The sequence below is a fragment of the Ruegeria sp. TM1040 genome, assembly GCF_000014065.1.
GTDB lineage: Bacteria > Pseudomonadota > Alphaproteobacteria > Rhodobacterales > Rhodobacteraceae > Epibacterium.
In genome coordinates, this window is the sequence record NC_008044.1 from 1773208 (window position 1) to 1795299 (window position 22092).

Annotated in this window: 32 protein-coding genes, 1 tRNA gene and 1 pseudogene; 17 read left to right on the forward strand and 17 right to left on the reverse strand. The window is 59.6% G+C overall.

The features are described 5' to 3' along the window. Positions 1-19: 19 nt before the first annotated feature. The 13 genes and pseudogenes from TM1040_RS20625 to TM1040_RS12810 form a co-directional block, all read right to left on the reverse strand. A complete protein-coding gene (locus TM1040_RS20625; protein WP_084789022.1) occupies positions 20-349 on the reverse strand; it encodes an HNH endonuclease in 330 nt (109 codons plus the stop codon). Between the two features lie 102 nt (positions 350-451). Beyond that, positions 452-586 carry a hypothetical protein gene (locus tag TM1040_RS20575; RefSeq protein ID WP_256378198.1) on the reverse strand — a complete coding sequence of 45 codons (135 nt, stop codon included), beginning with the start codon at positions 584-586 and terminating at the stop codon, positions 452-454. A gap of 308 nt (positions 587-894) precedes the next feature. Further along, positions 895-1464 (reverse strand): hypothetical protein, encoded by a 570-nt coding sequence (locus tag TM1040_RS12765; RefSeq protein ID WP_011539002.1) that lies wholly within the window; start codon positions 1462-1464, stop codon positions 895-897. A 22-nt stretch (positions 1465-1486) separates the two neighbouring features. Beyond that, positions 1487-1741, reverse strand: coding sequence for a hypothetical protein (locus TM1040_RS12770; RefSeq protein ID WP_084789023.1), 255 nt, complete (start codon positions 1739-1741; stop codon positions 1487-1489). Then, the gene (ssb, locus tag TM1040_RS12775) at positions 1741-2217 is read right to left on the reverse strand and encodes a single-stranded DNA-binding protein (RefSeq protein ID WP_011539004.1); all 477 of its coding nucleotides are present in this window, start codon (positions 2215-2217) and stop codon (positions 1741-1743) included. The genes TM1040_RS12770 and ssb overlap by 1 nt, the downstream gene beginning before the upstream one ends. Further along, positions 2217-2438: a hypothetical protein gene (locus TM1040_RS12780; protein ID WP_044026787.1), complete on the reverse strand. Its 222-nt coding sequence runs from the start codon at positions 2436-2438 to the stop codon at positions 2217-2219. Before TM1040_RS12780 ends, ssb begins: the two co-directional genes overlap by 1 nt. Further along, the gene (locus TM1040_RS12785) at positions 2435-3196 is read right to left on the reverse strand and encodes a hypothetical protein (RefSeq protein ID WP_011539005.1); all 762 of its coding nucleotides are present in this window, start codon (positions 3194-3196) and stop codon (positions 2435-2437) included. The genes TM1040_RS12780 and TM1040_RS12785 overlap by 4 nt, the downstream gene beginning before the upstream one ends. A gap of 349 nt (positions 3197-3545) precedes the next feature. Next, positions 3546-3734: pseudogene (locus TM1040_RS20630) on the reverse strand (helix-turn-helix domain-containing protein); the annotation flags it as partial. After that, complete coding sequence (locus TM1040_RS12790; RefSeq protein WP_011539006.1) at positions 3731-4087, reverse strand: hypothetical protein; 357 nt, start codon at positions 4085-4087, stop codon at positions 3731-3733. The pseudogene TM1040_RS20630 and the gene TM1040_RS12790, both read right to left, overlap by 4 nt. Beyond that, positions 4084-4656 (reverse strand): MT-A70 family methyltransferase, encoded by a 573-nt coding sequence (locus TM1040_RS12795; protein WP_011539007.1) that lies wholly within the window; start codon positions 4654-4656, stop codon positions 4084-4086. The genes TM1040_RS12790 and TM1040_RS12795 overlap by 4 nt, the downstream gene beginning before the upstream one ends. Beyond that, entirely contained in the window at positions 4656-4958 is a 303-nt protein-coding gene (locus tag TM1040_RS12800; RefSeq protein WP_011539008.1) for a hypothetical protein, read from the reverse strand. Before TM1040_RS12800 ends, TM1040_RS12795 begins: the two co-directional genes overlap by 1 nt. Positions 4959-4961: 3 nt before the next feature. After that, positions 4962-5192, reverse strand: coding sequence for a hypothetical protein (locus TM1040_RS12805; protein WP_044026789.1), 231 nt, complete (start codon positions 5190-5192; stop codon positions 4962-4964). 3 nt (positions 5193-5195) lie between these two features. Then, positions 5196-5639, reverse strand: a complete 444-nt coding sequence (locus TM1040_RS12810) for a hypothetical protein (protein ID WP_011539009.1) — start codon at positions 5637-5639, stop codon at positions 5196-5198. Between the two features lie 272 nt (positions 5640-5911). Between TM1040_RS12810 and TM1040_RS12820 the strand changes: the two genes are divergently transcribed. From TM1040_RS12820 to TM1040_RS12875, 14 genes are all read left to right on the forward strand, one after another. Further along, positions 5912-6715, forward strand: a complete 804-nt coding sequence (locus TM1040_RS12820; protein WP_254658821.1) for a S24 family peptidase — start codon at positions 5912-5914, stop codon at positions 6713-6715. Between the two features lie 284 nt (positions 6716-6999). Then, a complete protein-coding gene (locus TM1040_RS20060; protein WP_011539012.1) occupies positions 7000-7401 on the forward strand; it encodes a type II toxin-antitoxin system HicB family antitoxin in 402 nt (133 codons plus the stop codon). A 298-nt stretch (positions 7402-7699) separates the two neighbouring features. Further along, positions 7700-8092, forward strand: a complete 393-nt coding sequence (locus TM1040_RS20330; protein ID WP_011539013.1) for a hypothetical protein — start codon at positions 7700-7702, stop codon at positions 8090-8092. A gap of 10 nt (positions 8093-8102) precedes the next feature. After that, the gene (locus tag TM1040_RS12840) at positions 8103-8309 is read left to right on the forward strand and encodes a hypothetical protein (RefSeq protein WP_166485552.1); all 207 of its coding nucleotides are present in this window, start codon (positions 8103-8105) and stop codon (positions 8307-8309) included. Further along, positions 8306-8569: a hypothetical protein gene (locus TM1040_RS20065; RefSeq protein ID WP_011539014.1), complete on the forward strand. Its 264-nt coding sequence runs from the start codon at positions 8306-8308 to the stop codon at positions 8567-8569. Before TM1040_RS12840 ends, TM1040_RS20065 begins: the two co-directional genes overlap by 4 nt. A 108-nt stretch (positions 8570-8677) precedes the next feature. Then, positions 8678-9655 (forward strand): ATP-binding protein, encoded by a 978-nt coding sequence (locus tag TM1040_RS12845; RefSeq protein ID WP_011539015.1) that lies wholly within the window; start codon positions 8678-8680, stop codon positions 9653-9655. 20 nt (positions 9656-9675) lie between these two features. Continuing rightward, positions 9676-10380: a 3'-5' exonuclease gene (locus tag TM1040_RS12850; protein ID WP_011539016.1), complete on the forward strand. Its 705-nt coding sequence runs from the start codon at positions 9676-9678 to the stop codon at positions 10378-10380. Further along, positions 10380-10553, forward strand: a complete 174-nt coding sequence (locus TM1040_RS20335) for a hypothetical protein (RefSeq protein ID WP_166485553.1) — start codon at positions 10380-10382, stop codon at positions 10551-10553. Before TM1040_RS12850 ends, TM1040_RS20335 begins: the two co-directional genes overlap by 1 nt. A gap of 11 nt (positions 10554-10564) precedes the next feature. Further along, positions 10565-10897, forward strand: coding sequence for a hypothetical protein (locus TM1040_RS12855; RefSeq protein WP_166485554.1), 333 nt, complete (start codon positions 10565-10567; stop codon positions 10895-10897). Further along, the gene (locus TM1040_RS12860; protein ID WP_011539018.1) at positions 10894-11271 is read left to right on the forward strand and encodes an HNH endonuclease; all 378 of its coding nucleotides are present in this window, start codon (positions 10894-10896) and stop codon (positions 11269-11271) included. Before TM1040_RS12855 ends, TM1040_RS12860 begins: the two co-directional genes overlap by 4 nt. Before the next feature lie 123 nt (positions 11272-11394). Then, positions 11395-13488: a DNA cytosine methyltransferase gene (locus TM1040_RS12865; RefSeq protein ID WP_011539019.1), complete on the forward strand. Its 2094-nt coding sequence runs from the start codon at positions 11395-11397 to the stop codon at positions 13486-13488. After that, positions 13485-13640: a hypothetical protein gene (locus TM1040_RS20340; protein WP_166485555.1), complete on the forward strand. Its 156-nt coding sequence runs from the start codon at positions 13485-13487 to the stop codon at positions 13638-13640. Before TM1040_RS12865 ends, TM1040_RS20340 begins: the two co-directional genes overlap by 4 nt. Beyond that, positions 13640-13849, forward strand: coding sequence for a hypothetical protein (locus tag TM1040_RS12870; protein WP_044026792.1), 210 nt, complete (start codon positions 13640-13642; stop codon positions 13847-13849). The genes TM1040_RS20340 and TM1040_RS12870 overlap by 1 nt, the downstream gene beginning before the upstream one ends. Continuing rightward, on the forward strand, positions 13846-14892 hold the full coding sequence (locus TM1040_RS12875) for a tyrosine-type recombinase/integrase (protein ID WP_011539020.1): 1047 nt from the start codon (positions 13846-13848) through the stop codon (positions 14890-14892). Before TM1040_RS12870 ends, TM1040_RS12875 begins: the two co-directional genes overlap by 4 nt. Before the next feature lie 122 nt (positions 14893-15014). On the opposite strand, the gene TM1040_RS12880 is transcribed toward TM1040_RS12875, so the two are convergent. The 3 genes from TM1040_RS12880 to TM1040_RS12890 form a co-directional block, all read right to left on the reverse strand. Then, positions 15015-15098, reverse strand: a tRNA-Leu gene (locus tag TM1040_RS12880). A gap of 87 nt (positions 15099-15185) precedes the next feature. Next, positions 15186-15755: a tetratricopeptide repeat protein gene (locus TM1040_RS12885; RefSeq protein WP_044027173.1), complete on the reverse strand. Its 570-nt coding sequence runs from the start codon at positions 15753-15755 to the stop codon at positions 15186-15188. Between the two features lie 51 nt (positions 15756-15806). Continuing rightward, positions 15807-16283 (reverse strand): Lrp/AsnC family transcriptional regulator, encoded by a 477-nt coding sequence (locus tag TM1040_RS12890; RefSeq protein WP_011539022.1) that lies wholly within the window; start codon positions 16281-16283, stop codon positions 15807-15809. A gap of 112 nt (positions 16284-16395) precedes the next feature. On the opposite strand from TM1040_RS12890, the gene putA reads away from it, so the two are divergent. From putA to TM1040_RS12905, 3 genes are all read left to right on the forward strand, one after another. Next, positions 16396-19803: a bifunctional proline dehydrogenase/L-glutamate gamma-semialdehyde dehydrogenase PutA gene (gene putA / locus TM1040_RS12895; protein WP_011539023.1), complete on the forward strand. Its 3408-nt coding sequence runs from the start codon at positions 16396-16398 to the stop codon at positions 19801-19803. 101 nt (positions 19804-19904) lie between these two features. Continuing rightward, positions 19905-20675 carry a rhomboid family intramembrane serine protease gene (locus tag TM1040_RS12900; protein ID WP_011539024.1) on the forward strand — a complete coding sequence of 257 codons (771 nt, stop codon included), beginning with the start codon at positions 19905-19907 and terminating at the stop codon, positions 20673-20675. Between the two features lie 25 nt (positions 20676-20700). Next, positions 20701-21087, forward strand: coding sequence for a GFA family protein (locus TM1040_RS12905; protein WP_011539025.1), 387 nt, complete (start codon positions 20701-20703; stop codon positions 21085-21087). Positions 21088-21258: 171 nt separating this feature from the next. On the opposite strand, the gene TM1040_RS12910 is transcribed toward TM1040_RS12905, so the two are convergent. Beyond that, the gene (locus tag TM1040_RS12910; RefSeq protein WP_011539026.1) at positions 21259-22044 is read right to left on the reverse strand and encodes an inositol monophosphatase family protein; all 786 of its coding nucleotides are present in this window, start codon (positions 22042-22044) and stop codon (positions 21259-21261) included. Positions 22045-22092: the final 48 nt, after the last annotated feature.

Sequence of the window (22092 nt, forward strand, 5' to 3'; positions counted from 1 at the left end):
GGCGAAACGCTATGGCTCGTCACCACTCCTGCCCCACACGCTCCTTGGCCTGAGCGATCAGCTCAGCGTCTCCTGCGTGTGCGGCCTCGATCGATGCGCAGTGGGTGGAGTGACAACCAGAGCAGACCAGCGCCAGGTTCGTCAATTCGTAGGCGAGATCAGGACGGAGGCGCCATGGACGGAGGTGATCCACCACAGCAGTACGTTTACCTGTCTTGCCCCGGAGGCTCGCCGGTATCGGCTGGTTGCACATACGGCACTTGCCGCCTTGCTGTGCATAGAGAGTAGCTGCGAAACGGTCACGGGCTGCGCTGCCCTTGCGGCCAGAGAATGGGTGCCTCTCGCTCATTCGCACCCCGTCTGTTGTGGAGATTGCCGGGCATCCCGCCCGATTGGTTCTATTTGTGCAACTGAGCAGCGCCCTTTCCGGTATCCTGCCGGTGGGCGATGTTCACTTTTGTGCGGTTTTGGCCTTGCGAACAGCGTCATCCAGCTTTGCGATCCGCATCGGGCGCGGGTCATCTTGCCAGCCGTCCGGCTCCTTGACTGCAAAACGCGCTAGGGCATCAAGGTACTTGCGTTCCATGTCCGTGCTCCAGTTCAAGTTCCCGCCGCCCTGCATTCAGCAGGATAATGCCATGACCCCTCTACACCTTGCTGTTGACGCTCTAGCGCATGCAGGGCTTTGACCAGTGGCGGGTGATACTGGGGAGGAATGGTGTGAGGGTGTGAGGGTGTGGTCTAAGGATGCTGCGGCGCGAAAGCCGGTTCAAGCATAGGAATTGCAGCAGCACGCGCCCTTTCCTCAGTTCCGAAACCGGGGGCGCGTGGACGGGCCGACCGGAGCGATCCTGGTGCGACCTTGCGAAGAGAATACCACATCTTGGGATTGCATCAAGAGGCAGCTCGCACATCCAGCGGATCAATCTTCACGCGCGTCAGGCGACCGAGGATCTCGATCTGCGCCTCGATCATCGGGTATGAGTCGTGTGCAGCCTCAACCATCCGGGTGAACTTCACCAGTCGCTCAGCGAAGGGGCCAGCCAGAACGTCGAGCGCCTCCCCCGGCTGAAACTGGCACATTGCAGCGCGATCGCGGCTTTCGATGATCCGTTCTGCATCAGCGTTCTCTGATTTCACCTTGGCGATGAAGGGTTTTACATGGTGCAAGACTTCTTGGGCCGGCACAGCCATGAGGGAAGCGCTCAACCCTCGGCATTGGATCGCGCGGGTAAACATGGACGCAGGGATCTCTGCGAAGATGTATCCCGGCAGATACGCGCTTGTGATCGGTTCGGCGTGGCGCTTCTTGCCGACCCGCTTAAACTCGATCCTGCGGGGGGCGTGGGCCTCGATGCCCAACGCGCGCAGCTGGCGCTCCACCGCGAACTCTCCGCGCTCTTTTTCGGCGCCGGGTTCGGGTGCGATGTGCCGGGTGGTCGTTCTGCCCAGATACCACGTCATTTTGCCTGTCTCCTGCCTTTGGTTATTTGCTGAGGTCTACGGGTTCCGGATTGAACAGGAACTCGCGCGTGCATCCAGTGAGAGCGCAGAGAGCGTCGATGTATTCATCCGGTGGTCTGGTGCCACGCGCGCGAAGGCTCGATACTGCGGCGCAGCTCTTGCCGATGCTTGCTGACCACTCAGTGAACGTGACCTGACCAACAACGAGGGCGACCTCGACGCGCTCCCAGAACTCTGGGGGCATGCGGTCTTTCAGGGGGCGTCCTCTCATAGCCATCAGAAAGGCACCTCGTCGTCATCGATGCTCTGACTGTCAGAGCCGTATCCGCTGCCCTGAGTTCCATCGGAGTCGTATCCACCGCCGTAGCCGCTATTTTCATAGCCGGACTGCTGAGTTCCTCCAGCCCCGTCCAGCATGGTTAGCGTGGAGCCAAAGCCATGCAACACGATCTCGGTTGAATAGCGGTCCTGACCGCTCTGGTCCTGCCACTTGCGGGTTTGTAGCTGGCCTTCGACATAAACCCTTGACCCTTTGCGCAGGTATTGCTCGGCCACGCGCACCAGACCTTCATTAAAGATCGCAACGGAGTGCCATTCGGTCTTTTCGCGGCGCTCGCCCGTGTTGCGGTCTTTCCAAGATTCGGAGGTCGCGATGCGGAGGTTGCAGACCTCGCCTCCGCTCTGGAAGGTCCGGACTTCCGGATCGCGGCCAAGGTTGCCTATCAGCATAACTTTGTTCAGCGATCCAGCCATCAATCGGCCTCCTTAGACGTTAGTTCGGGATATGCCGCGTCCAGAGACGCGCGATTCCAGCGAAGGCCACGGGAATAGATGTACGAGCCAAGTGCTGCCTGGCTCATTTCAAGTTTGGCCGCCACCTTGGGAAGGCTGCTGTCGATATGAGCGTGGATAGCGCGCATCTTCTCCAGTTCGTGGCGGCGAAGGATCTCGGGCCATGTCTCCGGGGCGCTCATGACGGGTCACCCATCATGCAATCGCCTCGCAGGGCGATATCTACAGCAGCCTCGCGATCTTTCCTCGACTGGCGCGGGAACATCTCGTCAACCATGGCCTGAATGCGGGCGCGTTCCTCGTTTGTTGGCGGACGGCGCTTCGGTTCCGGGTCTGGCGCGGGTTGAGACAGGGCGGCGATCATGTGGCGGCGAGGACTGGCCTTAGCCTCACACAGTCGCTCCAATTCGGCCCACGATGGGAACCACTTCCACGAATGCTGCAAAAGCGCGTGACGGACCACATCAGCGGGGTATTGCGCCAAACGAGAGGAATATGCGGTGAGCTGAAGTTCTGCCGCGATACCGTCAGTGCCGCGCCCCGCTGTGAGAACCGAAAGCTCGGCCAGCCAGCGCTCAATCTGCGGAATAGGCGCAGGCGTCTGAAACTTCTTCAGATCTTCAATCGCAGCCTCGCGCTGAGCCGTGGTCCCGTGAATGCGGCAGCCGACTGCAACCTCGTAGCTGGGGAGATACTCGCCATTGGGGCCAGTCGGATAACGGCCCTCAAATTTGACCTCCAAATTGACGCCGTGCGACCGCGCCCGCGAGACCGCCGCCTTGTCCATGTCCGCCGGGGTATGCTTGGCCAGCCATTCGGCGATTTCGGATGAATTTTGGCGCGACGTCGCGACAGCGGTTGCGCCACGTTTGCCGCCAACCGCGTCGAGACTTTCTTCCGCCAGCGTCTGTCCGGTCTGTCCAATAGGCATGAAAGTCATCTGCGATCTCCTCAATCTCGGCCTCGGTCAAATTCAATGAAAGGGCGTATTCTCGGTCTTCGTCACTGGGGCACCAGTCCTCGGGCAGCCGTGCCTTGACTGGCTTTTTCGGATTTTCCGGCTGGGGAACTACAAGGGGTAATGACGGTTCATTGATGGTTACTGACGGTTTGGGTGCATCTGGTGCGGGGGTAGACCCGCATTTCGTGCGGGGGGGGGGTGCATCTGGTGCGGGGTGCATTTCGTGCGGGGGTGCATCTGGTGCGGGGGGTGGCGTAGGTGTTGGGCGGACGAAATAGAGGTTGGACCCATTCCGCCCGGCCCCCGGTATGATCTCCACATAGCCCTGCGCCTGGAGTTTCCTGATGTTCGTCTGCACCGCTCGCTCCCCGAGCCCTGTGCGCTGGCACAGGCGGGTGATTGATGGATAGCAGCGGCCCTCGTCGTCAGCATGATCAGCGAGTGCGAGCATGATGAGACGCTCTGTGGCTCCCAGTGTTTCGCTTTCGAAAACGGCTGACATGATGCGGATGCTCATGGCTGGCCTCCAATCTCGATATAAACCGCCCCGCCCTTCTCGACGGGGCCAAACTCTGTCGGGAACACGCAGCGAAACCCCACGTCATCAACCTTCATCGCGTCGGCAATCCCATCGATGGCAGCCTTCATGGTGGCTGGCAGATTGTGGGTGTCGCGGCGGCGGCGATCAGGCGGGCAGAAACGAAACGTGAGAACCGCAGCTGGGTCTCTCGGCCACTTGGCTTCCAATGCTAGTGCCCATGCCTCCTTGCGCTGTGTGCGCTTGGCTGCGGCCCTCACCATGTGGCTGGCCTTCTCATTGTCCCAGAGGGCGCGGCGGGGCCAAGAGAGGCGAATGGTGGTGGACTTCATGCGGCCGCCCCCTGAAACTTGTCGACCTCGTTCCCGAACACGTCCCAGCCTGTCCGCTCTTGGCGGCTGAAAAGCTCTAGCCTAGGAACATCACCGCAAAGGGCCTCAGCTGCTGCGAAAGCCTCCTCTGGCTTTCGAGAATGCTCGCGCAAGGGCCCTTCGATTACCGATCGAACGTTTCTCGCGGTCTTTGGATTCCCAACGGTGCCGATCAGGAAGGGTTCACCGGCACAACGAAGGATATAGCCCGTGCCGAAGGCTTGCTTACCGCCGGAGGTCTTCTTTGACCAATGGCCTGCGGTCTTGGATTGGAACCCCCATGCCTCCATGACCTCGAAAGCCTTATCCAGCAGCGGGTTGGTGGCCCAAAGCCACAAAACGCAGCTTTCAGCCGCTAGATGACCGACCTGCATTCCCTTGATGTCGTCCAGGCCGATGCAATCATATTTCGCGCTTGCGTTCTTGTGGTCTCCTTTTGCCGACCAATTCTCATAAGACCACGGCGGATCTGCCATGATCAGGCCATAGCGGAACAGCGGCATGTCAGCGAAATTTGAGAATGCTGCCATCAGTCCTTACCCGCGGCTCTGCGCATCCGGCGGATGCAGCGGTTCATGATCCGTGTGCGCTCAGCGATAGTCTCCGCGAGGATCAGCTTCTTGCGCTCGATGCGTGGCTCAAGGGTGGCGAGGCGCGAGAGTTCCGCGTCGTCCGCATAGCGCAGCCACGGGGCGTCAATACCGAAGGGTGCTTCGATCCTCGGACCGCCGTTGTGGCCGATGTGCGCGGCGATTGCTGCAATCTTGCGCGCCTCGGCTTCCTGCTGCGCTTGTACCTTGGCGTAAATGGCCGTGAGAGGGTCATCCAGCATTGATCAATCCTCCGTCTTGTACAGTGGGTTGCGCTGTACAGGCTTCGGAGAAATCGCCCGTCCAATCGCCATGGAAAGACCAGATCGGATGTTCTGCGTGGCGTTTGATTTGGTGGCCTTACAGGGGCACTCAGCGAGAGCGACACGCAAGCTCTGCGCTCGGTCCTTCGGCATGCGGATGACCAGATCTTCGCCTTCGAGTTTCACGCTGCTGCCGCGTACCGGATCAGCCATGTCTCAGGCCTTCCTGATGGGGGTGACGCCTGCGGCCAGTGCCTCGAACCGAACGGCCATTTCATCGAATTTTGCCGAGGCCTCTCGCGCCTCCACGACTGCGGCTGCGTAATCGCCCGCATCGCCAGACTGCGCGGCGCGGATACCGGCGCACACCGCCTGGCCACCCTCTTCCGAGGCTTCACCCGAAAGCGCGTAGAGGCATGTCTCTCCCCCATCACGAACGGAGGACGCGCGGTAGGTGTCGAAGCAGTTATTTCGAGTGGCATCCATAAGGGCCCAAGCCCAGAGAAGCGGAACCTCGAGCTGCCCGTTCTTGATCTTCGTGAGAGTCCCAATGCTGATCGAGTGACCGACTGCCGAAGCGATGACAGAAGCTGCGGCCTCCTTGCCACCCGCTTGGGTCACGAGGTTGTCAAACATCTGCGCGGCGATCTTAGGCTGCATGGAAAGGCCTTTTCCTTGGGGTTCGAGTTCGCCGCACCCAACTTGAATGTATGGAAGCGGTATTAGGCATAGAGAGAGGGTTAGGCGGCGGTGTCGCGAGAGATAGCCGAGACGTGCTCACGCAAGCCCTTCGGAGGCGTGTGACCCTCAGGCCAGTTCTCAAGAAACCAAACCATGGCATTGTTGAAACGGCGGACGTCTATCCCCGCCCCACCCCGGAGAGCGGATAGCTTCTTGCTATCCTCAAAAACACGATGAGAAACCGTCCGGTCATGCTCGACCGAAGCAGCGATTTTATAGGCGTCAGCGACGGCCAAGAGAGCATGGATTGTCATCATGAGCCGGATCATGCGGTTTTTTTACCGCTTCGTCAACGGTCATCTTACCGCTCTTCGCAGATCCACACCTGCGGTAATATTACCCCCATGGATATGGGTGAGATTTTGGCTCGGATCACCGAGCGCCGTGAAGAGCTGAAGTTGTCCGAGCAGGCCTTGGCGCTCCAATCTGGAATGTCAAAGGACGGCATTCGAAATTGGAGAAGGCGCTTTGAAGCTGGAGACGACAACGCCGGAGCGAACGTCAGTTCAATCAGCAAAGTTGCCTCGACATTAGGTGTCTCAGAACTCTGGCTGCTTCACGGTATAGGCGAGAGTAAAACCCCCACCATCTCGATCGCGGGCAAAGTAGGTGCTGGCTCTCAAGTCCCTGTTTTCGACGCCTACGAGAAAGGCGATGGCCCACAGGTCGAGTGCCCACCTGGTATTGGACCGCACGGCGTTGTAGCGGTTGAGGTTGAAGGTGACAGTATGGAGCCAGTATATTCCGCTGGGGATCTACTGTTCTACTCGCGCAACGGTCATGACAGCGTTCCCGACGACGTGGTCGGCTACAAGTGCGTTTGCGAAGACGCGGACGGCATGGGCTGGGTGAAGCAAGTCAAAGCGGGTGATGAGCCGGGCCTGTTCCACCTGATCTCGCTCAACCCCACCGGCGCAAACATGTGGAACGTGCGCCTCAAGTGGGCCGCCCGCGTGCGCCTGCACTGGCCTGCGGAGTTTGCGAGGAAGAAGTAAACTTATCAAATTTTGAGGTGAGATGGCCCCTAAAAAATCACTCTTGGAGCGAATGCGCGCGAACCCTCGCGATGACTGGACAATTACCCAAGTCGAAACGCTATGCAAAAAAATTGGACTAGACGTCCGGAAGCCAAACGGTAGCAGTCACTACGTTGTGTCGAGCAAATACTTGCGCGACTCACTCTGCGTGCCCTACAAGCGCCCGATTAGGGCACTATATATTAAGAACCTTGTGAGCTACTCTGACGCCCACGCCGAAATGCAATCTAAGGATAGCAGTAATGTCTGAATACCCCATCGTGATCGCACCGCTGCCCGATGAAGATGGCGGCGGATACATTGCACTTTATCCGGACCTTCCGGGATGCATGTCCGACGGAGACACTCCAGAAGAAGCGCTCGTGAACGCCAAGGACGCCTTTGATGCTTGGATCGAAGTTCAGAAAGAGCGCGGCGCGTCAATCCCAGCACCTGGGGATTCCTCATCCGAAAATGCGAAGCGGATGGATTCACTCATGGAAGCATTGAAGGTTGCGCTGGACCGAGTCGAGCTGGCAGACCAGCACATCAAATCGCTTGAGGCTGCTTTGGAGAAAGCAATTCGGCAAAATACGGGATCTTGGCAGCCTTCCGGCATGCTTGCCCACACAACCCCAGCAGACAACATCTCTCACATTCACTAATTTTCACATCGATCAAGCGACAGGAACCCCGCTCCGGCGGGGTTTTTCTTTGCGCGCACCTCGCGGTGATTTCTGCGCCGGGAACGGAGTCGCCTGTGTGGAAAGGCTATCCGAACCCAGCGCAGCGCTTTGCGGCAAACCCGTTGTAGCATGGTGAGGTGCAGGATGCGACACGAAAGCGGTAAATAAACCGCTTTTATGTTGACGGCGGTAATTTTACCGCTTATGTGTATTCCCAACAGCCCCACCGAAGTCGCGCCGCTGGCGCAGATCGCGGGGCAACAAAGGGAGCCACGACATGCAAGTTCAAGATTTCGACCTTACCAGTTCGAAGCCAGTCATCTCCGCAACGCAAGTTGCAGCATATAGCAAAGCGAAAAACTGCCCGTGGCTCACTCTGAGTGATGTCCAGAGCTCTACCGCTGTTCAGCACCGAGTTCTTGCATTCATCAATGCAGGCTCTAACCCAATGGAGCATCACCGCGCGAAACTCGTTGACAACGGGTTGGCAGGCGCAGCTCAGACGATCAACCGCATCACCAGTCCAGAAAAGGCGAAGTTCATCGCTGGCGAGTTTATTCGCAAGGCTCGTGAAAATCGCCTTCTCGGTGGCGCGGATGTGGCGCTCGCGCTTTCTCAGGCAGCCAGATACCGCAAGGCGGCAAAACAGCACATTCAGGCAGCGGAGTGAGGTCGAAGACATGAGCTACCAAGACGTTCACACACGCATGCGCGCCAACTCCGTCACAGACGTGGCTTATGAGCGCGGCGTGCAGGTCAACCGGCTGACAATGGCGCTGGAAGACATCGCCCGGACCTCCAGCTGCCGCAGAAGCGCGGAGAGAGCCCGCTTGGTTCTGGCACAGGTAGGAGATCCCTACCCTCTTGACCGGGAGGGCGCGGCATGAGCCACCTTTCCAACGTCACCCCCATTCGCACCCCGGCGGCAAAGTCCACTACTCACGGCACGCACAGCACGCGCCGCCGGGGCCTTGGAGATCATCCAGGCATGGGAAAGCATCTGGAACGGATGAACCGAGAGCGAAATGCGTCTCGCAATCATGACCAGAAGAACTGGACGCTCACGCTGACGTTCTGGGCGCTGATGATCTTCGTCGCAATCCTGACCGCAGTGTCAGTCGGCGCCAGCCTCTCTCAGCCTTATTGAACCTCCCTGTCGGGCGCATCACTTCGCGTCCGCAACTTCCCCGGCGGTGAGGGTTTCCTCCTCCCTAACCCGAAACCGCCGGGGCCTTTTATTCCAAGGAGACACGACATGACTCTGAAAATTACAAAATCGGATGAGGTGATTGAGGTGAAGAACCTTTGTGTCACCATCTATTCCCAGCCTGGGCTTGGCAAAACCAGCCTCGCCTTCACAGCAAGTCGCCCGCTGCTTCTGGACTTTGACAAAGGCGCTCACCGCGCCGTTGATCGCAAAGATGTTGTGCAAGTCGAAGACTGGCGCGATGTGGCAGGCATCTCTGCAGGAGATCTCGCCGCCTACGACACCATTGTGATCGACACTGTGGGCAAGGCGCTGGACACCCTGTCGGCTGATATCATCCGCGCGAACTCGAAACTCTCATATGGCGGTGCCTTGAACCAGCAAGGATGGGGGCAACTTGGCGTCAGGTTTTCCGCATTTCTCAAGCTCCTGCGCAGCTTCGGCAAGGACGTGGTGCTGATCTCTCACATGGACGAAAAAGCGGACGGAGACGCCATCAAGGAGCGCTTGAAAATCTCAGGCGGATCCAAGGATCTAGTGCTTACAGACAGCGATGTGATCGCACGCATCTCGATTTACAACCGCGAACGTCACCTGATCTTTTCCCCTACTGAAACATCATTCGGAAAAGACCCGGCTAACATTGGCGCGATGCCCATTCCGGAAGCGTCGGCAGAAACATATGCCACCTGCCTCTCCGACATCATCACCCAGATCAAGGAAGGCATGAACGCGCTTTCCGAGGAGCAGGTGCAACGCAAGGCTGAGATTGATTGGTTCGCCACCAAGCTGCCTGAAATGACCAGCGCCGAGGAGATCAACGGCGTTCTGGGTCGAGCCAAGAAGGCGGGCAAGGATATTCAGAAGATGGTGGTCGCGCGCGCGAAAGAGCTTGGCTTCGACTTCGATCCTGAAGCGAGGGAGTACGTCGATCCGAGTGCGGCGCTTGCTGACGAATTGGACGATGAAATCCCGGAGTTTGACGATGCAGACGAGCCGGAAAGCCCAGCTATGGCCGCCGAGTAAAGCCACAAAGGAGAAAAGCAATGCCGCTTGATATGTCCGCCATTCAGGAAGCCTACGCTTCCCACAGTTTCGTCTACTTCGACATTGAGACTATCCCATGTCAGGATGAAAGCTACCTGATCGACCTTGAACGCAAGGTGAAGCCTCCGGCAAACCTGAAAAAGCCGGAGAGCATAGAGAAGTGGCTTGCCGAAAACCGCAAGAGCGCTGCAATCGAAGCGCTCTCCAAGACCAGCTTTGACGGAGGTCGCGGGCACGTCTGCACTATTGCATGGGCAAGGAATGACGGCCCTGTTGCAGTGCGCCACGCAAAAACCACTGCAGACGAGCGGAGCATCTTAGCCGACTTCTTCGGTGATCTGGATCCCTACCACAGTGAAACGCTTGTGGGTCATAACATCGCCGGGTTCGACATTGGGTTTCTTCGCAAGCGGGCGATCTATCTCGGCGTAAAGATGCCGGCGTCTTGCAGCTTCCCTCGCGACCCAAAACCCTGGGACCGGTCTATTGTGGACACAATGGCTGCATGGGCTGGCGGCACCAACCGCATCAGCATGGACGAACTCTGCCAGATCCTCGGAATTCAGGGCAAGGACGGTTTTGACGGCTCTCAGGTGGCTGCAGCATGGGCGGCAGGCGAACACGACAAAATTGCTGAATACTGCAAGGACGATGTGTGGCGCACTCGTGAGATCCACAAGCGCTTTCTCGCGGCGGGCTACTGATGACCACCCGCGCCGCCGTTGCCGAATACTTCCGCCGTGAGAAGGCGGCTATGAACACGCCTCAAGGCGCAGATCATGACGCCCTGATTGCAGAGGTTGCGCTCGAGTTTCGCATGAGCATTCGCATCCTCAATGACGCCGTGAAATCCGAAACAATCACGAGGCCGAACTGATGCATGACGCTATGAACAAGGCCCAAAAAGCCACTCAATATCTGATCGATAGCGCGGCAGAGATAGCTGCTGCCAAGGCCGACCTCACTAAAGCGGAAAACATGCTTCGCGTGGTGAAGGCAATGGCAATGAAGCACAGCGACGAAAAGAGCGCTGCGGCCCAAGAGCGAGAGGCATATGCGAGCCAGCAGTATCTCTCAGCCGTGAACGAGCTGGCTCTCGTGGCTGGCGAATACGAGAAGCTGCGCGCACTACGAGAGGCCGCGAAACAGCAGATCGAGTTTTGGCGTAGCCTGAACGCCAACCAGCGCGCCGCTGAGCGCGGTTACGGGAGCGCAGCATGACACGCCCTGTTGCCGAATGGATCGGCAAAACCGACGCCACCCCTGCCCCGGCTCGCGTAAAGGCACGGATCATCATGGCGCAGGATGGCATCTGCGCCTGCGGCTGTGGCGTGAAGCTCGGCGCGGCTGGCGAAGCTATCGAGTTCGATCATGAAACCGCCCTGATCCTTGGTGGCGAGAACAGGGAAAGCAATCTGCGCGCCTTACGCCGCCCATGCCACTCGCTGAAAACAAAGCAGGACGTGGCGCAAAAATCAGTCGAGGCCCGGAAGCGGAACAAGTCTCTCGGACTGCACAAGCCCAAAGGCACCCTGCCCGGATCAAAGGCCAGCAAATGGAAACGCAAGGTAGATGGCACGGTCGTGCCTCGCTGAGATGCCCACCGAGTCCGAGAAAGAGAACGAAGCGGCCCGCCTATACAGCGAATGGCGCGCCTTACCGAAACCCCGTCCTGAGTTCCTTACCTGGGCACACACCAAGCGAGAGAAGACCGCAGCATGACCGCACAGCTTCCCCTTGAATTCCTTGACGCAGCGCGGGTTTACGAGCGCCCCTTGATTGTCGACAGCTTTGCGGGCGGCGGCGGGGCCAGCACTGGCATTGAGCTCGCTCTCGACCGTAGTCCGGATATCGCGATCAATCATGATCCGGCAGCGCTTGCGCTACATGAAGCGAACCACCCCGAGGCGTTACACCTTTCGGAGAACGTATATCGCATTGACCCGCTTGAGCATTTGAGTGGAAAGCACATCGGCCTGATGTGGTTCAGCCCCGATTGCAAGCACTTCTCCAAGGCCAAGGGCGGTAAGCCGGTAGCTCGCAACATCCGCGATCTCGCTTGGATTATTCCGGGCTGGATCGAAAGGATTCAGAAGAGCGGCGGCAAGGTCGACGTAGTTCTTATGGAGAATGTCGAGGAGTTCGCTGGCTGGGGGCCACTGATCGAGACCGACAAAGGCCTGATGCCGTGCCCAGAGCGCAAGGGGGAAACGTTCGAAGCGTGGTGCAAAAAGATCCGCAGCCTTGGTGGCAAGCTAGAGCGAAGAGAACTCCGAGGCTGTGACTACGGAGCGCCAACAATTCGCAAGCGCCTATTTGTGGCGATCCGCTTTGATGGGGAGCCTGTCAGTTGGCCCACGCCCACACACGGCGATCCCAACAGCGCCGAGGTGAAGTCGGGCAAGCTCAAACCGTGGCGAACCGCAGCAGAATGTATCGACTGGAGTCACCCTTGCCCCTCGATTTTCGACAGCAAGGCCGAGATCATGGAAAAATACGGACTGCGCTCGGTGCGCCCTCTGGCCCACAACACGCTTGCGCGCGTGGCTCGTGGCCTGCATCGCTATGTTCTGCAGGCTGAGCGTCCGTTTCTGGTGAACCTGACCCACGGCGGGCGCGTCGAGGACGTCGCAGAACCCTTCAAGACAATCACGGGGGCCAACCGGGGCGAAAAGGCGATTGTTGCGCCCTCCCTTGTCAGCGTCGCGCATGGCGATAGCGGCGGTCGTCGAAAATACCCACTGACCGATCCATATGGCGTTGTAACGGCCGGAGGCGTTTCAAACGCACTCATTGCCCCCAGCATTGCACGTTTCACCACTGGCGGAACCGGACACCAAATCAAATCTCCCCTCGCAACGGTCCCGGCAAACAGCTTCATCAAGCGCCCAGGTGGTGCCGCCCCGCTTGGAGTGCTGGCACCGTACCTTGCCACCATGCGCAACAGCCTGAAGCCTTGGCAGGAGGTAACGAAGCCCACCCACACCGTCACGGCGGGCGGCGCAGGCCTTACGCTTTGCGCGCCCCACCTGATGAGCCTGAAAGGCACTGCGCGCCGGGATCGTGCTGCAGACGCACCTCATCCGACCGTTCTGGCCGGAGGCGGCCACTCCGCTCTCATGGCCCCCGTCTTGACCTACGCACAACAGGGCGGAGCCAATCGCTCTATGCTGGACCCGCATCATACGATCTGCGCGAGCAAAAAGGACCAGAACAGCCTGTTCTCGGCCTTTCTCGCCCAGCAAAACGGCGGACCGCGCATGGCGGGGCACAGTGGCCATGATCCCCGCGAGCCGATTTCCACCGTCACCGGCAGCGGGAGCCAGCAGACGCCGGTGGCCGCGTTCTTCGCCAAATATTACGGCACCGGTGATGGAGCGCGCGCGGACGCTCCGCTGCACACTATCACAGTCAAGGATCGCATGGCGCATTGCCAAGCGGATGTGATCCCAGCTCCACCGTTCACTGACGCCCATACGGAGCGCGCCCGCCAAGTCGCAAGCCTGATGCGCGACCATGGCCTTTGGGATGAACGCGAGTTCGTCACACTCGAGATCGAGGGGCAAGCTTTCATCATCGTAGATGTCGGTATGCGCATGCTCACCCCGCGAGAGCTCTTCAACGCCCAAGGCTTCCCTGCAGACTACGTGATCGAGGGAATTTGGAAGCAGGAAAGCGATGACTGGACCTTTTCCACGTTCCCCAAGGACGTGCAGGTCCGGTGCGTGGGCAATAGCGTCTGCCCACCAGTGGCCGAGGCGCTGGTGCGCGCCAACTGTTCGCACCTTATCGAGATGGAGGACTCGCAGTGAGCCCGCAAACGCTCTTACGCCAGCGCATTGAGGCTCACCGTCGCGCGATACGATCCGGGGATCTCATCGAGATCAATCGCACGTGGGACGATCTGGAGCACGTCGTAGAATACGCCAAGCCCGCAGAGGGCCAGAAGAAGGAGGCCGCTTGATGGTGAGTGTTACCCCTGCCGCCCTGAGGGAGGCCAACGCTGCCGCATACCTCGATATGCCCGTTGCCAAATTCCGGGATCTTGTGAGCCGCGGGGCTTTGCCGAAACCCGTCATTATCGCTGATGATGTGGAGAGGTGGAAATCCGAAGACCTGCTTGCCATACTAAACGGCAACGCGGCCCGGCCCAGCGAGGACTTTGAACTGTGAGACGCCCGAATAAGCCACGTATCGTCAAGCCGGGGCTTGTTTGGAAATGGGACACCCGCAACTCGATCTGGGTGCCCTATCACCGTGTGAACTGGACAGAGGGCGGCAAGAGAAAGCAGCGAACGACAAAGCTGGACTGGCGGGGCGACTCTGAGCGCCTCGACATGCTTTATTGGCAGTGCCGAGCTGGCAAACACAAAAAACAGACAGCTCCGGCGAAGTACACGTGGCGGCAACTTATCACCGCGTGGCGCGAAGATCCGCGTGTTCAGTCTCGATTGGCGGATGGAACAAAGCGCAGCTATTCCAGAACGATGGAAGCCATACTTGATAAGAACAGTGACAAGGACGTGAGGCGAACCACACGCCAAGCAATTCGAACCGCGCACTCCAAGATGTCCGAAACTCCGAGGAAAGCGGACAAGTATCTGCAGACCGTGAGCCTTCTTTGGAACTATGGCGCCGAGAAACTAGACTGGCCCCTCGGTCCAAATCCAGCGAAAGGCATTGAACACTTCGGTAAGCAGAGCGAGTATGAGCCCTGGCCGGAATGGATGGTCGACAAGCTCAAGGATGCGCCGGAACATGTGCGCACTGCCGCTGAATTGATCCTAGGGACAGGTCAGAGACCCAATGCGGCCATTCACATGAAGTTCGCACACTTTGACGGCGAATGGATGAGCGTCCTTGATGAGAAGAGCGACGAACGGATTGATGTTTATTGTCCTCCAGCCCTGCGCGAGTTCATCTCGCGAGCGCCACGCAACGGAGCTTACGTTTTAGCGAAGAACCTTACAGAGCCCCGAGGCTACTGGTCGATCTCTTCATCATTTCGCACATGGCGCGATGCACTCGGCCCGGAGGCGAAGAAGTACGTTCTGCATGGCCTGCGCAAACTCTCTATCATCCGCCTCGCCGAGGCTGGTTGCAGTGATGCCGAAATTCAAGCCGTTACGAACCAAAGCGCAGAGATGGTGGCTTACTATCGCTCTCGGGCCAGCCGCAAAGCGCTCTCACGCGCCGCTCAAGAGCGCCGAAAGTGAAATTCCACTAAACGAACAAAACGAAAACGAAACGAGACTGTGTGAGTCGGGTGTGTGAGTCACCGAAAAGATCACACTTCTAAGAGCTCAACGCATCTTCGGTTTATCGTTTAAAATCAGCTTGGTACGGGCGGCGGGACTCGAACCCGCACGGCTAAAGCCTGGGGATTTTAAGTCCCCTGTGTCTACCATTCCACCACGCCCGCGCGGCTGGACCAATTGCCACAAGCTCTACCTGCGCGTGCGGGTGGGTTCAATCGGAAAGTCAGTGATTTTCGGCGCTTGCTCTCCGGTCACAGGTCGATGGACTCGTCCGCAAGCGGGGCGCCCGGTGCAAGGAGATGGCGTTCCGACAGCCAAGGATTCAGATCGAGGGCCGCGCGCAAGGCCTCGCGGGCCTCTGCGATACGCGACAATCCCAGCAGCGAGAGCGCGCGGCCGCTCATGGCGCCGACATGACGTGGCGAGAGCGCAAGCGCGCGGTCAAGATCGCGCAGCGCCGCAGCAAAGTCTCGGCGCAGATAATGAACAAAGGCACGCTGGTTATACCCCTCGGCGTAATTCGGGCAGTAGTCGACCAGACGATCAAAATCCGCCAGCGCCCCGACAAAATCATAGACTTCGCGCCGCGACATGCCACTATCGAGGATCTCTTGCGCGCGCTCATCGGGGGCATCCGCCCAATACTCCCAGAGCTGAGTATTGATGCGTTGGGCTTCCTGCTCGTTTGCAGCGGATTGCACATCTTCCAATAATTCGGAAATCGGACCGGAGTGATCCGGGGCAGCCGGACATTCCGATGCCACGGCGACAGAGCCAACACAAAAAAACACAAGAGCGGGGACACAACAACGGATAACCATATCGAAGAAATGGCGCGGAATGAGCCCCAGGCAAGCCCTCATGGGAACGCGCTAGATCGGCCCCAGCCCTGCATCATCCTTGACCGACTGCATCGACATATAAGTCGAGGTGGAGGAAACATGCGGTAGCGAAGAGATTTTCTCCCCCAGAATCGCACGAAAATCCGACATCGAGCGGCAGCGCACCTTGAGCAGGTAGTCGAAATGCGAGGCCAACATGTGCACCTCCTCGATCTCGGCCACCTGCACCACTGCGGCATTGAACGACGCCAGCGCCGCCTCGCGGGTGTCGGTGAGCTTCACCTCGACAAAGGCCACATGATCCAGCCCAAGTCGGATCGGATCGATCATCGCCCGGTAGCCCTGAATGATGCCCTCGGACTCCAGGCGCTTGAGCCGCGCCTGTGTTGGCGATTTTGAGAGACCAATGGCACGGGCGAGGTCGGAAATGGAGGTGCGGCCATTGTGGCTCAACTCGCGCAGAATCGCCTGATCGAACCGGTCCAGCCCCGGGAAACGCGATTGCATCAAAAACCCTCCGCAAATAAGCGCATTTGACCTGTACTATTGCGACAATCGGGACAAATGACCAGTGATGACGCGATAAAAGGGGAAAAATCTCTTAACAAGGGGAACACTCATGACTCGTGATATGCGCCTACGCGACCGGATTGATGCCGGCACCTATTTGGATCAGGCCAATATGCGCGATGCGCTGGTGGCTCTGGCCGCTCTGTCCGAAGCGGATCGCTCCGCCATCTGTGCCTCGGCCACCCAATTGGTGAAAGACATCCGTGGCCATTCCTCGCCCGGCTTGATGGAAGTGTTCCTCGCCGAATATGGCCTATCGACCGACGAAGGCGTGGCCCTCATGTGCCTCGCAGAAGCGCTCTTGCGGGTGCCGGATGCGGACACCATCGATGCGCTCATCGAAGACAAGATCGCCCCCTCCGATTGGGGTAAGCACATGGGCAAGTCGACCTCCTCTCTGGTCAATGCCTCCACTTGGGCGCTGATGCTGACGGGCAAGGTTCTGGACGAGGAAAAGAGCCCCGTCGGCGCGCTGCGTGGGGCCATCAAACGGCTGGGCGAGCCGGTGATCCGCACCGCCGTGGGCCGCGCCATGAAGGAAATGGGCCGTCAGTTTGTTCTTGGGGAGACCATCGAGAGTGCGATGAAACGCGCGTCGAACATGGAAGCCAAGGGCTATACCTATTCCTACGACATGCTGGGCGAGGCTGCGCGTACCGAGGCAGACGCCTCGCGCTATCACCTGGCCTATTCCCGCGCGATTTCGGCCATTGCCAGCGCCTGCACCAGCACCGACATCCGCGAAAACCCCGGCATCTCGGTCAAACTCTCGGCGCTGCATCCACGCTACGAGATCGCCAAGGAAGAGTCCGTCATGCAACAGCTGGTGCCGCGTCTGAAGGCACTGGCGCTTCTGGCCAAGGCGGCCAAGATGGGGCTCAACATCGACGCCGAAGAAGCTGATCGCCTGTCGCTGTCGCTCGAAGTGATCGAAGAAGTGATCTCTGACCCCGCGCTCAAGGGTTGGGACGGTTTTGGCGTGGTGGTGCAGGCTTATGGGCCCCGCACCGGGCTGGCGATTGATGCCCTTTATGAGATGGCCGAAAAATACGACCGCCGCTTTATGGTTCGCCTGGTAAAAGGCGCCTACTGGGACACCGAGATCAAGCGCGCTCAGGTTGAAGGCATGGACGGTTTCCCGGTCTTCACCTCCAAGGCGCTGACGGATGTGTCCTACATCGCCAATGCACGCAAACTCCTGTCGCGCACCGATCGGATCTATCCGCAGTTTGCCACCCACAACGCCCACACCGTCAGCGCCATTCTGCATATGGCCGAAGAAGGTCAGGCCTATGAGTTCCAGCGCTTGCACGGCATGGGCGAAACCCTGCACCAGATGGTGATGGACCAGAACAAGACGCGCTGCCGGATCTACGCGCCAGTGGGCGCGCATCGCGATCTTCTGGCCTATCTGGTGCGTCGCCTGCTGGAAAACGGTGCGAACTCTTCTTTTGTGAACCAGATCGTTGACGAGGACGTACCACCGCAAGTGGTGGCAGCTGATCCGTTCCAGGAGGTCGATGACCTGACAACCGATATCCCCACCGGCCCCAATCTGTTCCAGCCCGAGCGCATCAACTCCAAAGGGTTTGATCTGCGTCACGCGCCAACCTTGGCCGCAATCGAGAAGGCCCGCGCGCCCTTCCGGGAGGCCACCTGGGACGCGGTTCCGCTGATCGCGGGCGAAGCACAGCCCGAGGCCCGCGTTGCGGTCACAAACCCAAGCGATCTCAGTGAAATCGGCAGCGTGTCTCAATCCAGTGCCGAAGACGTGGAACTGGCGCTTGCCTCGGCCAACACCTGGGACGCCCCCGCTGAGGAGCGCGCCGCCGCACTGAACAAGGCGGCTGACCTCTATGAGGCGCATTACGGCGAGCTCTTTGCGCTCTTGGCCCGTGAGGCCGGCAAAACCCAGATGGATGCCGTCGCAGAGCTGCGCGAAGCGGTGGACTTCCTGCGCTATTATGCCTCCCGCATCCCGGATGCAGCGCCAGCGGGTATCTTCACCTGCATCTCACCCTGGAACTTCCCGCTCGCGATCTTCACCGGGCAGGTTTCGGCTGCGCTTGCCACGGGCAATGCGGTGCTGGCAAAACCTGCGGACCAGACCCCGCTGGTGGCCTTCCGCGCCGTGGAACTGCTGCATGAGGCAGGTGTTCCACGCGATGTGCTGCAGTTCCTCCCCGGGCGCGGCTCCAAGGTTGGCGCAGCCATCACGGGTGATGCACGCATCAACGGCGTTGCGTTTACCGGCTCCACCGCAACCGCCATGCGGATCCGCTCGGCCATGGCCGAGCATTGCGCCCCCGGCACGCCTCTCATTGCAGAGACAGGCGGTCTAAATGCGATGATCGTTGATTCAACCGCGCTGCCCGAACAAGCGGTGCAGGCCGTGGTCGAAAGCGCGTTTCAGTCTGCAGGCCAGCGTTGCTCGGCGCTGCGCTGCCTCTACCTGCAGGAGGACGTGGCCGAAGACGTGCTGACGATGCTTAAAGGCGCGATGGAGCTCCTTGATCTTGATGATCCCTGGCATCTTGCGACCGACAGCGGCCCGGTGATCGACGAAGGATCACGCGCCAAGATCCTCGCCCATATCGACGAGGCCCGCGCTGAGGGGCGCGTCCTGAAGGAAATGCAGGCGCCACAGAGCGGCACCTTTGTGGCGCCGACAATGATTTCGATCAACGGGATCAGCGACCTCAAGGAAGAGATCTTTGGCCCCGTCCTGCATGTCGCCACCTTCAAATCGCGCGAGCTTGATGCCGTGATCGACGCGATCAACGCCACGGGCTATGGGCTGACCTTCGGCCTGCAGACAAGAATTGATGACCGCGTACAGCACGTCTGCGACCGCATCCACGCGGGCAACATCTATGTGAACCGCAACCAGATCGGCGCTATTGTCGGCAGCCAACCCTTTGGGGGCGAAGGCCTTTCCGGCACTGGTCCCAAAGCAGGCGGCCCGAACTACCTGGCCCGTTTCTGTGCTCCGGATCGCCGCCAGGTTGACGCCGCATGGAAAGACACCATGGGCGAGATCCCCGCGGCACGCGGCCAAGCCGGACATCCCGAAACCACCTCCCTGCCCGGCCCCACAGGTGAATCAAACCGCCTCACGGTCTCGGCACGCCCGCCACTTCTCTGTGCGGGCCCCGGCGCCGAGGCCGTCTCTGAACAGGCCAAACTGGTCGCGTCTCTGGGCGGCATCGCCATCGAGGCCGACGGCATGGTGGACCTGCACCGGCTGGCGCATATGGATGGGATCTCTGGCGTTCTATGGTGGGGCGATGCGGACACGGGGCGCGAGATCGAACAGAGCCTCGCCAAACGTGAGGGACCGATTGTGCCGCTCATTCCCGGCGCGCCGGATCGCGCGCGGGTGCTCGCTGAACGCCATGTCTGTGTCGACACCACGGCAGCCGGGGGCAACGCAGCCCTTCTGGGTGGCAACGCCTGATCTGACAACGATGCGCTGCCCGGCCTCTGCGCCGGGCAGCACTTCTGCCCAAGCCTTTCATTTCGCTTGACCTCCCTGCGCCGACGCCCCAGCTTCAGCGCATGTTTCCTCTGCGTGATCACAACCCCTCCGGCCGAACGCCTTATGTCGTCTACCTGCTGATGGCGGCCAATATTTTGGGCTTTCTCTGGTATTCCACCAGCTTTCCCACCGACAGAAGCCTTGCGCTTTTTTACGCCAGCTTCGCCACGGTCCCACGAGAGATCACGATGGGAGAAGGAACACTCACGCTGCTCACCTCCATGTTCATCCACGGCGGGATCATGCATCTGGCGGGCAACATGCTGTTTCTGTGGATCTTTGGCGACAACATGGAAGACGAAATGGGCCACCTGCCGTTTCTCGCCTTCTATCTCATCTGCGGGGTGGGAGCGACGTTGGCTCATGTCTGGTCCGCGCCGCTCTCGATGGTGCCACTGGTGGGAGCCTCCGGTGCAATTGCGGGCGTCATGGGCGGCTACCTTCTGATGTTTCCAAAGGCCCGCGTCGATATTCTCATCATCCTGATCATCTTCTTTCGCATCATCCCGATCCCCGCCTTCATCATGCTAGGGCTCTGGCTTGCGATGCAGTTCTTTGGTGGCCTCAACGCCGATCCGAACCTGGGCGGTGTCGCTTATTGGGCGCATGCTGGTGGTTTCTTTGTCGGCCTTGCCCTGACCGTGCCGCTCTGGATCATACGCGGGGGGCCACGGTTCTGGTCACGCACTCAGGGCCATCCACCGCATCCTGGAACCAGCTATAGCGCCAGCCGCATTCCCCGCGTCCGCCGCCGCAACACACCGCCTCGCAGCGGCCCTTGGGGCAAGTAACCCACTGCCCCCAAAGGAGCATCCCATGGAAACGCATACTGCCAGCTGCCATTGTGGCGCCGTCGAAATTTCAGCCCGCTTCCCAAACGGTCTCGCCTCAGCCAGCCGCTGCGACTGCTCCTTCTGCCTGCGCCGGGGCGCAGCCGCTGTTACAGCCACCACAGAGAGCCTGCAGATCCTGCGCGGTGCCGAAAACCTCAGCCTCTACACTTGGGGCACCCACACGGCCCAACACCACTTTTGCAAGACCTGCGGCATCTACGTCTATCACCAGCGCCGCTCCAACCCCGCAGAATGCGGTGTAAACCTTGGCTGCATCGACACCGGAAACCCGCGCACCCACGCCGAGATCTACGGCGAAATCCCCTGGCGCGATGGCGTCAATCACCCCTCCGACACTGATGGTGATTGACCACCCACTGCCTTCTTCTAACTCCAAATATCCCCGCCGGAGGCATCCGGGAGCGCTCTCAATCCGAGACGGCGCAGATCGGTCCAAAACAAAAACACCCCGGCGCGCCCATCGGCGACCGGGGTGTGAGGCTTTCACTGCACATCCGAGATCTGCAGGGTCTCGAACAGCTTAGCCGCGGATCACCTTGGTGAAATTCTCAAAAATGGGTTCATTCGCGCAGATTACCTCGCCGCTTTCGATGATCGACTCGCTGGGATCCAGCGCTTCGCACAGACCACCGGCTTCCTTGACGATGATAATCCCGGCGGCCAGGTCCCAGGCGTTTAGGCGACGTTCCCAGAACCCCTCGTACCGGCCGGCGGCCACATAGGCCATGTCGAGAGCGGCTGCACCCCAGCGGCGCACCCCGGCACAAGCAGGCATCAGGCGGGCCAGATCCTGCAGAGTCTCCGGCAGATCGGCACGACCGGCAAACGGTAGGCCGGTGGCAAAGATCGACTCGATCATGCGGTGGCGCGCAGACACCCGGATACGGGTCTCGTTCATCCAGGCCCCCGCGCCTTTTTCGGCAAAGAACATCTCGTCCTTGGCCGCGTCATAGACCACACCGGCGACAATCTTGCCTTTGTGTTCAAGCGCAATAGAGACGGCCCAATGCGGCAGACCATGCAGGAAGTTGGTGGTGCCATCGAGCGGGTCCACAATCCAGCGACGGGTCGGATCTTCGCCGGGGATTTCGCCGCCCTCTTCGGCCAGCCAGCCATAGGTCGGACGCGCGCCCAGGAGTTCATCTTTCAGGATCTTTTCGGCGGCAATGTCGGCGCGGCTGACAAAATCGCCAGCCCCCTTGGTGGAGACTTGAAGGTTTTCCACCTCGCGGAAATCTTTCACCAAAGAGCGGCCTGCCTTGCGAGCGGCCTTGATCATCACATTGAGATTTGCGCTACCAATCATTGTACGAGCTGTCCTTGCGGGGGAGATGTCGGTCAAAGGGTGCCCATA

What these genes read in the sequence shown, in the direction of transcription:
- TM1040_RS20330 (WP_011539013.1), top strand. Translation starts at nt 7,700, where the DNA reads ATGCAAGTTCAAGATTTCGACCTTACCAGTTCGAAGCCAGTCATCTCC.
- ssb (WP_011539004.1), bottom strand. Translation starts at nt 2,217, where the DNA reads ATGGCTGGATCGCTGAACAAAGTTATGCTGATAGGCAACCTTGGCCGC.
- TM1040_RS12805 (WP_044026789.1), bottom strand. Translation starts at nt 5,192, where the DNA reads ATGGCTGATCCGGTACGCGGCAGCAGCGTGAAACTCGAAGGCGAAGAT.
- TM1040_RS12800 (WP_011539008.1), bottom strand. Translation starts at nt 4,958, where the DNA reads ATGCTGGATGACCCTCTCACGGCCATTTACGCCAAGGTACAAGCGCAG.
- TM1040_RS12790 (WP_011539006.1), bottom strand. Translation starts at nt 4,087, where the DNA reads ATGAAGTCCACCACCATTCGCCTCTCTTGGCCCCGCCGCGCCCTCTGG.
- TM1040_RS12820 (WP_254658821.1), top strand. Translation starts at nt 5,912, where the DNA reads ATGCTCGACCGAAGCAGCGATTTTATAGGCGTCAGCGACGGCCAAGAG.
- TM1040_RS12850 (WP_011539016.1), top strand. Translation starts at nt 9,676, where the DNA reads ATGCCGCTTGATATGTCCGCCATTCAGGAAGCCTACGCTTCCCACAGT.
- TM1040_RS12840 (WP_166485552.1), top strand. Translation starts at nt 8,103, where the DNA reads ATGAGCTACCAAGACGTTCACACACGCATGCGCGCCAACTCCGTCACA.
- TM1040_RS12845 (WP_011539015.1), top strand. Translation starts at nt 8,678, where the DNA reads ATGACTCTGAAAATTACAAAATCGGATGAGGTGATTGAGGTGAAGAAC.
- TM1040_RS12770 (WP_084789023.1), bottom strand. Translation starts at nt 1,741, where the DNA reads ATGGCTATGAGAGGACGCCCCCTGAAAGACCGCATGCCCCCAGAGTTC.
- TM1040_RS12865 (WP_011539019.1), top strand. Translation starts at nt 11,395, where the DNA reads ATGACCGCACAGCTTCCCCTTGAATTCCTTGACGCAGCGCGGGTTTAC.
- TM1040_RS12810 (WP_011539009.1), bottom strand. Translation starts at nt 5,639, where the DNA reads ATGCAGCCTAAGATCGCCGCGCAGATGTTTGACAACCTCGTGACCCAA.
- TM1040_RS12795 (WP_011539007.1), bottom strand. Translation starts at nt 4,656, where the DNA reads ATGGCAGCATTCTCAAATTTCGCTGACATGCCGCTGTTCCGCTATGGC.
- TM1040_RS12860 (WP_011539018.1), top strand. Translation starts at nt 10,894, where the DNA reads ATGACACGCCCTGTTGCCGAATGGATCGGCAAAACCGACGCCACCCCT.
- putA (WP_011539023.1), top strand. Translation starts at nt 16,396, where the DNA reads ATGACTCGTGATATGCGCCTACGCGACCGGATTGATGCCGGCACCTAT.
- TM1040_RS20625 (WP_084789022.1), bottom strand. Translation starts at nt 349, where the DNA reads ATGAGCGAGAGGCACCCATTCTCTGGCCGCAAGGGCAGCGCAGCCCGT.
- TM1040_RS12855 (WP_166485554.1), top strand. Translation starts at nt 10,565, where the DNA reads ATGAACAAGGCCCAAAAAGCCACTCAATATCTGATCGATAGCGCGGCA.
- TM1040_RS12905 (WP_011539025.1), top strand. Translation starts at nt 20,701, where the DNA reads ATGGAAACGCATACTGCCAGCTGCCATTGTGGCGCCGTCGAAATTTCA.
- TM1040_RS20335 (WP_166485553.1), top strand. Translation starts at nt 10,380, where the DNA reads ATGACCACCCGCGCCGCCGTTGCCGAATACTTCCGCCGTGAGAAGGCG.
- TM1040_RS12910 (WP_011539026.1), bottom strand. Translation starts at nt 22,044, where the DNA reads ATGATTGGTAGCGCAAATCTCAATGTGATGATCAAGGCCGCTCGCAAG.
- TM1040_RS12900 (WP_011539024.1), top strand. Translation starts at nt 19,905, where the DNA reads ATGTTTCCTCTGCGTGATCACAACCCCTCCGGCCGAACGCCTTATGTC.
- TM1040_RS12780 (WP_044026787.1), bottom strand. Translation starts at nt 2,438, where the DNA reads ATGAGCGCCCCGGAGACATGGCCCGAGATCCTTCGCCGCCACGAACTG.
- TM1040_RS12890 (WP_011539022.1), bottom strand. Translation starts at nt 16,283, where the DNA reads ATGCAATCGCGTTTCCCGGGGCTGGACCGGTTCGATCAGGCGATTCTG.
- TM1040_RS20060 (WP_011539012.1), top strand. Translation starts at nt 7,000, where the DNA reads ATGTCTGAATACCCCATCGTGATCGCACCGCTGCCCGATGAAGATGGC.
- TM1040_RS20065 (WP_011539014.1), top strand. Translation starts at nt 8,306, where the DNA reads ATGAGCCACCTTTCCAACGTCACCCCCATTCGCACCCCGGCGGCAAAG.
- TM1040_RS12885 (WP_044027173.1), bottom strand. Translation starts at nt 15,755, where the DNA reads ATGGTTATCCGTTGTTGTGTCCCCGCTCTTGTGTTTTTTTGTGTTGGC.
- TM1040_RS12765 (WP_011539002.1), bottom strand. Translation starts at nt 1,464, where the DNA reads ATGACGTGGTATCTGGGCAGAACGACCACCCGGCACATCGCACCCGAA.
- TM1040_RS12785 (WP_011539005.1), bottom strand. Translation starts at nt 3,196, where the DNA reads ATGACTTTCATGCCTATTGGACAGACCGGACAGACGCTGGCGGAAGAA.
- TM1040_RS20575 (WP_256378198.1), bottom strand. Translation starts at nt 586, where the DNA reads ATGGAACGCAAGTACCTTGATGCCCTAGCGCGTTTTGCAGTCAAGGAG.
- TM1040_RS12870 (WP_044026792.1), top strand. Translation starts at nt 13,640, where the DNA reads ATGGTGAGTGTTACCCCTGCCGCCCTGAGGGAGGCCAACGCTGCCGCA.